Annotated in this window: 11 protein-coding genes; 7 read left to right on the forward strand and 4 right to left on the reverse strand. The window is 67.3% G+C overall.

Annotated features, from left to right (window positions below; all coding sequences use genetic code 11):
* Positions 1 to 15: 15 nt before the first annotated feature.
* From BLS42_RS01980 to BLS42_RS01995, 4 genes are all read left to right on the forward strand, one after another.
* Positions 16 to 1,689, forward strand: a complete 1,674-nt coding sequence (locus BLS42_RS01980) for a phosphodiester glycosidase family protein (RefSeq protein WP_090576075.1) — start codon at positions 16 to 18, stop codon at positions 1,687 to 1,689.
* Positions 1,690 to 1,871: 182 nt separating this feature from the next.
* Positions 1,872 to 2,342 (forward strand): GatB/YqeY domain-containing protein, encoded by a 471-nt coding sequence (locus BLS42_RS01985; RefSeq protein WP_090575539.1) that lies wholly within the window; start codon positions 1,872 to 1,874, stop codon positions 2,340 to 2,342.
* Entirely contained in the window at positions 2,339 to 3,931 is a 1,593-nt protein-coding gene (locus BLS42_RS01990) for an ABC-F family ATP-binding cassette domain-containing protein (RefSeq protein ID WP_090575543.1), read from the forward strand. Before BLS42_RS01985 ends, BLS42_RS01990 begins: the two co-directional genes overlap by 4 nt.
* Positions 3,932 to 4,003: 72 nt before the next feature.
* Positions 4,004 to 4,327: a hypothetical protein gene (locus BLS42_RS01995; protein WP_090575546.1), complete on the forward strand. Its 324-nt coding sequence runs from the start codon at positions 4,004 to 4,006 to the stop codon at positions 4,325 to 4,327.
* On the opposite strand, the gene corA is transcribed toward BLS42_RS01995, so the two are convergent.
* A complete protein-coding gene (gene corA / locus BLS42_RS02000; protein ID WP_090575549.1) occupies positions 4,324 to 5,319 on the reverse strand; it encodes a magnesium/cobalt transporter CorA in 996 nt (331 codons plus the stop codon). The genes BLS42_RS01995 and corA overlap by 4 nt on opposite strands.
* 7 nt (positions 5,320 to 5,326) lie before the next feature.
* Positions 5,327 to 5,866, reverse strand: coding sequence for an Lrp/AsnC family transcriptional regulator (locus BLS42_RS02005; protein ID WP_090575552.1), 540 nt, complete (start codon positions 5,864 to 5,866; stop codon positions 5,327 to 5,329).
* A 175-nt stretch (positions 5,867 to 6,041) separates the two neighbouring features.
* Between BLS42_RS02005 and BLS42_RS02010 the strand changes: the two genes are divergently transcribed.
* Complete coding sequence (locus BLS42_RS02010; RefSeq protein ID WP_090575555.1) at positions 6,042 to 7,283, forward strand: MFS transporter; 1,242 nt, start codon at positions 6,042 to 6,044, stop codon at positions 7,281 to 7,283.
* Positions 7,284 to 7,335: 52 nt separating this feature from the next.
* Here the strand turns inward: BLS42_RS02010 and BLS42_RS02015 are convergent, their stop codons facing one another.
* A complete protein-coding gene (locus BLS42_RS02015; RefSeq protein ID WP_090575558.1) occupies positions 7,336 to 7,833 on the reverse strand; it encodes an Lrp/AsnC family transcriptional regulator in 498 nt (165 codons plus the stop codon).
* A 133-nt stretch (positions 7,834 to 7,966) separates the two neighbouring features.
* On the opposite strand from BLS42_RS02015, the gene BLS42_RS02020 reads away from it, so the two are divergent.
* Positions 7,967 to 9,130, forward strand: coding sequence for a trans-sulfuration enzyme family protein (locus BLS42_RS02020; protein ID WP_090575561.1), 1,164 nt, complete (start codon positions 7,967 to 7,969; stop codon positions 9,128 to 9,130).
* A 28-nt stretch (positions 9,131 to 9,158) separates the two neighbouring features.
* Here the strand turns inward: BLS42_RS02020 and BLS42_RS02025 are convergent, their stop codons facing one another.
* Positions 9,159 to 10,493 carry an MFS transporter gene (locus BLS42_RS02025; RefSeq protein WP_256336179.1) on the reverse strand — a complete coding sequence of 445 codons (1,335 nt, stop codon included), beginning with the start codon at positions 10,491 to 10,493 and terminating at the stop codon, positions 9,159 to 9,161.
* A gap of 93 nt (positions 10,494 to 10,586) precedes the next feature.
* Between BLS42_RS02025 and BLS42_RS02030 the strand changes: the two genes are divergently transcribed.
* The gene (locus BLS42_RS02030) at positions 10,587 to 11,600 is read left to right on the forward strand and encodes a LysR family transcriptional regulator (protein ID WP_090576078.1); all 1,014 of its coding nucleotides are present in this window, start codon (positions 10,587 to 10,589) and stop codon (positions 11,598 to 11,600) included.
* Positions 11,601 to 11,704 lie beyond the last annotated feature (104 nt).

Genomic DNA, 11,704 nt, shown 5'->3' on the forward strand with positions numbered 1-11,704 from the left:
GTCTACGGTGGACGCATGAAAGCCTCCCTAACGCACCGCAGCGCCTTGACCGGCGGCCTGGTTCTCGCCGTCTGTTCAGCGCTCCTCAGCCCCGTAGGTCCCGCTCATGCGGATGATAGCCAGACCGGTGACGCCGGAGCGAATCAAGGCGCCCACCTCAACCTTGGCCCCGCGGACCTTCCGGAAAACCGGACGGTGACCACTCTCGCGCCGGGCGTCACCCTGACAAAGATCAGCCGCGGCGGAGCGGACCCTTCACTCTTCTGGACCGCCGAAGTGGCCATACCCTCCGAATCACCGGATCCTGACGCACCAGCCTCGGCACTCTCCAGCCAGGCCACCGCGCAGCACATCGCCGACAAACTCGGAGCGGCCGGAGTCGATGCCCGCGTAGAACATGTCCAGTCCCCGCAGCTGGCCGACGCCGGCGGCGACCTGGGGTACCGGGTCCGCGCCGGTCGCCTCGCAGCCAAGGCCGACGGCGACTCGGTTGTCGCGCAGATCAAGGCGGCCGGTTTTGCCTCCTCCGTCATCTATACCGGTTGGGACGGCGACACCGGCACCAGCACGAAGACTCGCGGCCCGTGGAACCTTGAAGTTATCACCATCGATCCCGAGAACTTCCGGGGCCAGCTTGCCGGTTCATTCGGTCCGGATCTGGAGAAGCGGGAGACAACCAGCCAGCTGGCAAACGACGCACGCGCCATCGCCGCGGTCAACGCGGGCTACTTCGTCTTCGACCCGACGGCCGGCGCTGAGGGTGACCCCGCCGGGGTCGGTGTCTACGGCGGCAAGACCCTCAGCGAACCTGTCGCGGACCGCCCCGCCCTGGTCATTGATGGCAAGAAGAACGGCACCAGCATTCAGCGGCTGACGTGGGCCGGTTCCGTCTCCTCCGCATCCGGTGAGGCGGCTCTGGACGGCCTTGACCGGGTCCCGGGCCTGATCCGCAACTGCGGCGGAGCCAACGACCTGCCCACCCCGCTGGCACTCCATGACATCACCTGCACGGACGCCAACGAACTCGTGACCTTCACGCCCGAATTCGGACCCTCCACCCCGGCCGGCCCGGGCCTTGAGGTGGCGGTGGACAACCACGACACCGTCACATCAATCGCCGAGACCCGCGGCATGGCCGTTCCTGCCGGCGGACGCACCGTCCAGGCAACCGGGACAGATGTCGCACGTCTCCGCGCAATGGCCACGGTGGGCGCCAAGCTGAAAATCGGCACCGGCCTGCTCGGCGGGGACGGAAAGTCTCTCTCCACGGACAAGGCCACCAGCGTCGTCAACGGCGGTCCGCTGCTGGTCAAGGACGGCCAGGAAGAGGTCACCGCCAAGCGTGATGGCATGGTCCACCCCAATGACGGGAACAGCTTCGACTACGGCTGGGTCCACAAGCGGAACCCGCGGACTTTCGCCGGCACCGACGCCCAGGGTAAAACCATGCTAGTGACCGCAGACGGACGCTCGACGGCCTCACTGGGCCTTAGCCTGAAGGAAGAGGCCGACGTCGCAAGGTCACTCGGCATGGTCCAAGCGATCAACTTGGACGGTGGCGGGTCAACAACAGCTGTTGCCGGTGAAGCCGTCCTGAATATCCCCTCGGGCGGCGCGGAACGTCCCGTCGGTGACGCCGTCCTCGTGCTTCCCACCCGTAAGGATGAGCAGGCCAAGACAGAAAAGTAGCGACCAAGGAACGGCAGGACCCGCCGGCCACCGCCGGCACGACGTTTGCACCAGCAAGGCCCGGAGACATTCCGGGCCTTGCTGCGTTGTTCGGGTCTCGGACGAGGACGCACAGCGGATACTCTCGGCGATCGGGGCCAACAGGTTCTGCCGTTAGCCTTGTTAGTAACACGAGGAGAACTATGACCACCCTGAAAGAACGCCTGCACGCCGACGTCGTGAGCCACATGAAGGACCGCAACAAGGTTGCCCTCACCACTGTGCGCAACGTCCTCGGCGAGATCGAAACCCGCGAGAAATCGGGCAAGACGCCAATCGTGCTGGACGACGCACAGGTGACCACGCTCCTGCAGAAGGAAGCCGCCAAGCGCCGCGACACAGCCCGCATCTACACCGAAGCCGGCGAAGCCGAGCGTGCTGCAGCCGAGATCGCCGAAGCCGAGGTGATCGAGGCCTACCTGCCCAAGCCACTCACCGCAGCGGAAGTCGAAACGATCGTGGACCAGGCCATAGCGGCACTCAAGGCCGACGGCGTCGAGCTGTCCGTGCGTCAGCTGGGGGCAGTGATGAAGCCCGTCACCGCCACGGTGGCCGGACGTTTTGACGGCAAGGCCGTCAGCGAAATCGTCCGCAACCGTCTCGCGCAGCAGTGAGCCTGATCCGGCTGCGTGACGTCAGCGTCCGCTTCGAGAACACGCAGATCCTCCGCGAGGCGTTCTTCCGCGTCGAACCCGGGGACCGGGTCGGCCTGATCGGCAAGAACGGCTCCGGGAAGACCTCTATACTCAAGCTCATCCTGGACCAGGTCTCCCCGGACACCGGAACGGTCACCGTGGAGCAGGGTACCAGGGTGGGGTACTTCTCCCAGTTTTCCGAGCTGGACGGTGAGGTGACCATCCTGGAGGTCCTTGACGGACTGTTCATCCAGATCAAGGCTGCCGAGGCCGAGCTGGCAGCCATCGACGCCGCCATTGCGGCAGACCCCGCCGAAGCCGAGCTGGACCGGCTGATCCGGCGCCAGGCCGAGTTGTTCGAGGACATGGACCGTCTCGACGGATGGGACTACAAGCGGCGCATCGACACCGTCCTGACCACGCTGGGGTTCAGCGAGGCCCACCGCACGTGCGCGATTGACGAACTCTCCGGCGGGTGGCGCAACCGCGCTGCCCTGGCCAAGATCCTGCTGGAGGGCCCGGACGTATTGCTGCTGGATGAACCCACCAACTACCTCGACATGGCCGGCGTCGAATGGCTGGAAAACTGGTTCCGCGACTACCGCGGTGCCGCGATCATCGTCTCGCACGACAGGAAGTTCCTCGACGCGGTGGTCACCCGGATTATCGAGGTGGAGAACTTCCACCTGCACGAATACCCGGGAAACTTCGCCGAGTACGTTGTCCAGAAGCAGTTCCGGCTCAAAACGCTCGAGGCGCAGTTCGTCCATGAGTCCGAGCTCCTCGCCTTTGAAGCGGAGGGCATCGCCGACCGCCGCGAGGCCGCCAAGGCCGCCAGTCGCGGGTTGGGCAACCAGCTGGCCAAGATCAAGAAAGCGCGCACGCCCCGGCCCGTAGACCAGATCGTCACGGAGATCTACGGCGGGCTGCACGTGAAGGATGTCCTCTGCCGGGTCGACGGGCTGGGCAAGTCCTATGGCGACAAAGTGTTGTTCGAGGACCTGAGCTTTGAGATCCGCCGGGGCAACAGAATTGTGGTCCTAGGCTCCAACGGCAGTGGCAAGTCCACGCTGCTGAAAGTGCTGACCGGGGAAGAGCCGACCGATTCCGGTGATGTGGTCTGGGCCAAGGGGCCCGGTTTTGTTTCGTATAACAAAATGCTGGAAGAGCTCGACGACGCCGACACCGTTTCGCACGCGGTCAACGCGCTGCCGGACAGCCTTGCCTTCAGCGCCACGAAGAAATCTGTCAACAGGTTCCTCGCGATGTTCCAGTTCTCCGAGGCCGACCTCAAACAGAAGATCGGGAACCTCTCCGGCGGGCAGAAAGCCCGCGTCGCCATGGCCCAGTGCCTGCTGTCCGGTGCCTCGGTGTTGCTCCTGGACGAGCCCACCAACCACCTGGACATGTCCAGCACCCAGGTGATGGAGCGGGCCCTGCTCCACTTCCCCGGGGCGGTCGTCGTGGTCAGCCACGACCGCTTCTTCACCGCGAAAATCGCCACCCGTCAGCTGGTCTTCGGCAGCGACGGCGCGGAACCCGGCGAGGTCGACGTCCGCGCCGCCTAACGAAACGTCGGGATGACAGGACAGGTGCGATTGACCCAGGCGCGACGAGCCGGTCCGCGAGATAATAAGAACATGACCAACCAGGATCAGGACCGCGACCCGTGGGAGGAGTTCGACCAGCTCAGGCCCGCTGGCCCGGACCGGGTTGCGGGCTACCCCGGCGGGGAACCGCAGGGCTTTGGCTTCCGCACGGGCGTTCGCAGCGCCCGGGTTGCCCTCGGATTTGCCGTCTACTCCCTCGCGCTTGGAAGCATTCTGGTCCTCATCGGGGCCATCGTTTTCATTGGCAGCGGGAAGTGGTTGCTGCTCGGACTCATGGTGCTGGTCGAGGTCGTCTTTATCCTGGCGTTCCGGCGGCTCATGGTCCAGGTCCGGGACCGGCGCGCTTCCGGCTAGAGCCAGCCCTTCTTCTTGAAGATGGCATACATTAGCGCCGCCGTGCCGGCCATGAGCGCGATTGCCATCGGGTAGCCCAGCGTCCAGTGCAGTTCGGGCATGCTGTCGAAGTTCATGCCGTACAGTCCGGCCACAAATGTCGGTGCGAAGAAGATCGCGGCCCATGACGAGATCTTTTTGACCTGCTCGTTTTGTTGCGCGCTGGCCTCGTTCTGGCGGTTGGCGGTCAGGGTTCCGTCCAGGGTGAGCGCGTTCTGCAGCAGGTCACGGAAGGAATCGGCGCGGGAAATCAGCCGCTCCACGTGGTCCTCGACGTCGCGAAGGCTGTGCTGCAGTTCCGTGTCCACCCGGTACTTCTCGAAACCCCGCCGGAGCTGTTGCATCATTGCCGGGAGCGGGTGGATGGCGCGCTGGAAATGGATGACTTCCCGGGCGAGTTCGTAGATCCGCCTGGACACCAGGGGGTCGCCGCTGAAGAGCTGGTCCTCGATCTCGTCGATGTCGTTTTCCAGCCCGGCCACCACAGGTCCGTAGTCATCCACCACCTGGTCCATGAGCGCGTACAGGACGGCCTCGGGGCCGTGGCGAAGCAGGTCGGGCCGGCTCTCCAGCCGGCGCCGGACCTGGCCCACGACCTTCGTCTCGGCGTGCCGGACGGTGACCACGAAGTTCCGCCCCGTGAACACATGCAGTTCGCCGAACTCCACAGTCTCGGTCTCGTCCAGGTACCGGGCCGGCCGGAGCACCGTGAACAGGTTGTCGTCGTAGCGTTCCAGTTTGGGGCGCTGATGGGCAGAAATTGCGTCTTCCACGGCCAGCCCGTGCAAGTTGAATTCAGCCGCGACGGCAGCCATTTCTTCGGTCGTGGGCCGGTACAGACCAATCCAGGCCATGCCCCCGTGCTCGGTGAGGGTCTCAAAGGTCTGCTCGAGGTTCCGTGGGTCGGCGCTGCGGATGCCGTCAACGTAGACGGCGTTGTCGATGATAGTCACCGGGACATTATCCTTTGTTCATCTGGGGTTCGGCGGAACCGGCCCGCCGCGACGCCGTCCGGCCGGGGGCCAGCGCACTGCCCTGGGCGAGCCGGCTGATAAGAGGTTCGGTGCGGTAGGGGATATGGGTGTGCAGCGCCAGCACCGTCTCGGTGCGGATGACTCCCTTGACCCGAAGGATCGACCGGAGGGCCGACTGGAGGTTGTGCGTGTCCGTCGCCACCACCCGGCACCAGACGTCGCCGCGGCCGGAGATCTCATGGACTTCCAGGACCTGGGCGATCAGCCGCAGGGCCCCTACGACGCCGTCGAGTTCCCGGTGGTTGACCTCGATCGTCACGAAGGCGACGACGTCGTAGCCCACCGCTTCCAGATCGATTTCCCGGCCGCCGTCGTGCAACACCCCAGAGCGCAGCATGCGCCGCACGCGCGACTGGGCGGTGTTCCGGGCGATGCCCAGGGCATCGCTGAGGTCGCCGATCTGGATCCGCGGATCCCGGATCAGCTCCAGCAGGATCTTGAGGTCGGTGGGGTCCAGACTGTTCAAATCATCACTCCGGTTCACTTCAACAGTCCGAGAATGACTGTTTTGCTCAATTTTGACACAGGATTTGGCCATGCAGATCATTGGTATTGCATTCTGTAGGTACCAATCTTTCGACCGGGCCGGGCTTTCCCCCACAACAGGGAAAGCCCGGCCTGAACTTTGCAAGGGCACGGCCATGACAGTCTTCAGCGAACTCCGCATGCGCCCGGCCACAGCTGACCGCTGGGGCTGGGACGCTTCCACCACCGCACGGCTCGTGATGGCCGGCGTCGTGATCTTTACGCTGCTCGTCGGCGCGAACCTGGCGACCCCGCTGTACCCCCTGCTGCAGGCAAAACTGGGGATTACGGCGCTCGACGTTACGGTGGCGTTCTCGGCCTACGTTCTGGCGCTCGTGGCCACCCTGGTTCTGGCCGGTCACTGGTCCGACCACATCGGACGCCGCGCCGCCCTCGTGCTGGCGGTCGTGGTGGGCCTGGCCGGCGGCTTTGTCTTCGCCACTGCGGACAGCCTCGTGGCCCTCTGCGCCGGGCGCGCGCTGCAGGGCGTCGCCGTAGCGCTCGCCACCGGCGCCAGCTCGGCCGCCCTGCGCGAACTCCTGCCGAGCAGGCCGGAGTGGGCCTCCCGGTTCACGCTCCTGGCCTCGGCCGGAGGCGTGGCCGCCGGCCCCGCGATCGGCGGAATGCTCTCGCTCCTGCCCGGCCCGACGACGACCCCGTACTACCTGCACTCCTTCGTCCTCGCTGCCGTGCTGGTGCCCCTCTACCTGCTCAAGGCCCGGCCCGCCATCAGCCTGCATGCCGGTCCCCAGCCGCTGCGTGTCCTGGCGCCCCGGCGGCCATCGGTCTCCAGCGACGCGCGCGGCGCCTTCTGGCTGGCCTCCTCCGTGGGCTTCCTGAGCTTCACGGTCTTCGGCTTCTGCCTCTCGCTCGCGCCCAGCTATTTCGCCCAGATTGTCCACGCCGATTCGCGGCCGCTGATCGGCCTGCTCGCAGGGCTGACGCTGGGCTCCTCAGCCCTGAGCCAGCTGCTGGCCATCCGGGGACGGTTTGCCGTGTCCGCCGGCCTGGCCGTCCTGGGCGTCTCCGTACTGCTGATCGCCGCGGCCGCCGCCTGGAGCAGCCCGTGGCTGCTGATATTGGCCAGCATCACTGCCGGCGTGGGGCAGGGCGTGGCCTTTCGGACCGTCTTCAACGACGTCGCCGGCAAGGTGGAGCCCGCCCGCCACGCCCAGATCATCAGCACCGTCTATGTCATCACCTACCTTGGCAGCGCCTTCCCGGTGATCGGGTTGGGGCTCGCAGCCGGGATCGTCGGGCTGCAGGCCGCCGTCGCCGGTTTCGTCTCGGTGTGTGCCGCCGCGGCCCTGGCGCTGGCTGCCGTTACGCTGCGGACTGCCCTGCGCCAGCGGGTCTAAGCACGCCGTCGGCAATAAATGCGCCGCCGACCCTAGCGGGCCTTCGCCCCTGTTACGGCAGCGGGCCGTGGTTGCCCTGGATGTGGTCGAAGACCAGCGTGGTTTCCGTATGGCCCACCACGGGGTCGGTGGCCAGGTTGTCCAGTACCCAGTCCCGGAGGTCCTCGGTGGTGGCCACGGCGATGTGCAGCAGGTAGTCCACTGACCCGGACGTGTGGAAGGTCGAGAGCACTGCCGGGAGCTTGGGCACGCGGGCTGTGAAACGGTCGATCTGCTCGCGGTCGTGGGCCCGGAGCCGAACCGCAATGAGGGCCTGTACCGAGCGTCCGATCGCGGACAGGCTCAGATTGGCCTCGAAGCCCTCAATGATGCCGCGCTCCGAGAGGCCGCGGGTGCGCATCAGCGCGGTCGACGGCGCGATCCCCACGAGCTCCGCCAGCTGCTTGTTCGAGATGCGGGCGTCCGCGACGAGGGCAGCGAGCAGGCGCTCGTCGATCGCGTCCAGCGGCTCGCCGGCCCCCGGCCGAACATTCTTCGCACTGCTGCTCACGGATCCTCCTCGTAGTGTGATCTATTCATCATAAACGGCAATATCCGACAGTTCCATTCAGAAGCCCTACAAAAACTCGAATTATTGCCAGATACTTGCGGAATTCAATGGCGAATATTCGTAAGGAGTTAGGGTGCTCTCACAAGATTCATTGGCGGTCCACGCAGGCCGGAACGGGCTCACGGAACTGGGCGTGCACGCGGTGCCCATCGATCTGTCCACGACGGCACCCCTGCCGTCCGTGCACGACGGAGGCCTGGCCTACGAGCACATGGCCACGGGCGGGTCACATGTGGAGGGGCAGAGCACTGTGTACCAGCGGCTGTGGAACCCCACGGTGGCACGCTTCGAAGAGGGCGTCGCCGTCCTGGAAGGGACCCCCGAATCTGTCGCCTTTGCCACCGGCATGGCAGCGCTGAGTGCGGTGCTCCTCGCGGTTGTGGCGGCGGGCAAGAAGCATGTTGTTGCCGTACGTCCCCTCTACGGCGGCAGCGACTACCTGCTCGCCTCCGGCGTCCTCGGCAACGAGGTGACCTTTACGACGCCGGAGGGCGTCCGCGCCTCCCTTCGGCCGGATACCGGCCTGGTGATTCTGGAGACGCCGGCCAACCCGACCCTTGAGCTGGTGGACATCGCCCGGGTGGCTGCCGCTGCGGACGGCGTGCCGCTCCTGGTGGACAACACTTTCGCCAGCCCGGTGCTGCAGCAGCCCTTCAAGCACGGTGCCGCCATGGTGCTGCACAGCGCCACGAAGTTCTTGGGCGGCCACGGTGACGCCATGGGCGGTGTGGTGGCTGCGGGCTCTGAATGGGCCGTGCGCCTGCGCCAGATCCGGGCCGTGACCGGCGGAATCCTGACCCCGTGGCCGGCCTACCTGCTGCACCGCGGGCTGGCGACGCTCCCCGTTCGGGTCCGCGCCCAGCAGGCCAGCGCCGAGAAGGTCGCCGTCGCCCTGGCCGGGCACGGGCTGGTGAAGCGGGTCTACTACCCGGGACTGGCTGAATGCGACCCGCAGGGCCTCGTGGGCACGCAGATGTCCGGGCCGGGATCGCTCATGGCTTTCGAGCTCGCCAGCGCCGAGCACGCCGAGCGGATCCCGGCCGCCGTCGGCATGATCACGCACGCCGTCTCCCTCGGCGGGATCGATACCCTCATCCAGCACCCGGCGGGCCTGACCCACCGGCCGGTCGAGGCCGCGGCCAAGCCGCACGCAAGCCTGCTGCGGATCTCGGTGGGGCTGGAGGACCCGGCCGACATCGTCGCCGACCTCGTGCAGGCGATTGAGGCAACGCAGTAGCCCGCGAACGCGACGCCGGACCCGAAGCCTAGCCGGATACTGCGGCCCTGCCGCCGGCGGCCTTGCTGCTGCTGCCGCCGGCGGCCGGGGTTGCGGTCGGCGACGCGGGATGCGCGACGGCGGTGATTGCCGCCGTCGCGCCGGCCAGTCCGATGACCGCCAGGGCAAGGGCCGTCCAGCCGAGCCGCTGGAAGATCAGCCCGCCCGCCCAGCCGAGCACGCTGGAGCCGAGGTAGTAGGCCAGGTTGTAGAGCGAGGCGGCCTGCGCCCGGCCGGTCGTGGCGATCACCCCGGTCCAGCCGGAACCGATGCTGTGGGCCGAGAAGAAGCCGCCCGTGAACAGCAGCAAGCCCACCAGGATCGGGACCAGCAGTTCCGTGAGGGTCAGGGCCAGGCCACCCGCCATCAGTGCGGTGCCGGCGATCAGGACGGTGCGCCGGCCGAACCGCGACGTCAGCCCAGCTGCCCAGCGCGCCGAGACGGTTCCGGAGAGGTAGGCCAGGAAGATCAGGCTGATCGCGGTGGCCGGCAGGCTGAACGGTTCCCCGGACAGCCGGAATCCGAGATAGTTGTAGACGGCCACGAATCCGCCCATGAGCAGGAACGCCTGGACGTACAGGGCCAGCAGCCGGGGATTGCGGGCATGGCCGGCCAGCGTGCCCAGGGCCCCGCGGAAGCCGGTCGCGGCCGCGGCGGTGAACCCCTGGGCCCGCGGCACGAGGACGAGGAACAGGACGGCTGCCCCGGTGGCCAGAACGGAGACGGCCAGGGCAGCGGCCCGCCATCCCCACAGTTCGCCGACCGGTCCGGCGACCAGCCGGCCGGCAAGGCCGCCCAAGGTGGTCCCGGCGACATAGCTCCCGGCGGCGAGGGCGGCATGAGCCTTGTTGATCTCTTCGTTGAGGTACGCGATCGCGATGGCGGGGATGCCGCCGAGTGCCATTCCCTCCAGCATCCGCAGGCACAGCAGCACGGGGAAGCTGGGGGCCAGGGGGACCAGCAGGCCCAGGATGGTGGCCGCGGTGATGCCCCACATCATTGCCCGGACGCGGCCGATCCGGTCTGCCAGGAAGGACCACGGGAGCACCGTCAGGGCCAGCCCCACCGTGGCGAGGGAAATGGTTAGCGCGGCCTCGGCGGCCGAGATGTGGAGATCCGACGCCAGGAGGGGGAGCACCGCCTGGGTGGAGTAGAGCTGGGCGAACGTCGCGACGCCGGCAAAGGCAAGACCGGCCAGGATCCGTCGGTAGGCCGAGGAGCTCTTCGGATGGCCCGCCCACGCGGCAGCGTTAGCTGCAGGATCAGCTGCGGGATTCGACACTGGACTGGGACCTGCCCCGGAGGGCGCGGAAAAGCGTGGCATGCCCTCAGGTTAGAGCCTGCCCGAGGGATGCTTCCAATGCATGATTTCCATAGAATAGATAGCAAATACGGCTCAATGCAGGGTGAGGGGAACATGGACGTCGAACACAGGCAGCTCGTGCAGTTGCTGCCCCTCCTGCCGCTGCTGGCGGAACTGGGGCGGACGGAGCACGTTACCGAGACGGCGGAGCTTCTGGGCCTGCCGCAGTCGACGGTGAGCCGTGCAATTGCGCGGGCCAGCGCCATCGTGGGGACGGAGCTGTTGATCCGGGACGGCCGCGGCGTGCGGCTGACACCCGCGGCGAAGGCGCTCCTGCCCCACATCGAGGCCGCCCTGGACGAATTCCAGACGGGGCTGGATCTTGTCCGGCACGAATCGGAAGTGGTCCGCGGCCGGATCGCTGTGTCGTTCCAGCACACCTTCGGCGAGGCGATGCTGCCGCTGCTCATCAGTGCGTTCTGGAGCATGCATCCGCAGACGGCCTTTGATCTCAGCCAGGGCGCACGGGACGGCTGCCTCGCGGAACTGGCCGCCGGCTCCGCGGACCTGGCCCTCACGGCACCCGTTGCCACACCAAGTAAGAGAATCGGTTCGGCCGCGCTGTACCGGGAACCGCTGCGCCTGGTGGTGCACCACCGGCATCCGCTGGCCGGCCGCCGTCGGGCCCGGGTCGACGAGATCCGGCAGGAGCCGTTCGTGGCGATGGGGCCCGGCTACGGCATGCGCTCGCTGACCGATGCGTTGTTCCGGGAGGCGGGGTTCCGCCCCCGGATTGCCTTCGAGAGCCAGGACTCCCACACCGTCCGCGGACTCGTCTCGGCCGGGCTCGGCGTCAGCATCCTGCCGCCCGGCGGCTCCGCATCCGGCAGAGCCGCACAAGACAGCCACCACCCGCCGCGGGGCGCCGGAGCCGACGACGGCGGGCCCGGGTGGGTGGAGATTCCCCTGGATTCGGCCCTGGCGTTCCGCGAGATCGGCCTCGCCTGGCGGGAGCGCCGCGGCGAAGCCGATGCCGAGCCCGATCCCGTGCGCTTGTTCCGCGAACTCGTGCTGCGCGACGGGCCGGCGCTCCTGGCAGGCTTCGTGCGCGAACGCTCGGGAGGCTGAGCCGGGCCGACGGGCGCCGAGGTCGCCGGTTGGCCGCGAGATCGCCGTAAGAAACCGGCGGTTCGCACCTCTCCGGCGATCTCGGGGGTCGGATCTCGTGGTTC

The organism is Arthrobacter sp. ov407, assembly GCF_900102895.1.
Classification (GTDB): Bacteria; Actinomycetota; Actinomycetes; order Actinomycetales; family Micrococcaceae; genus Arthrobacter.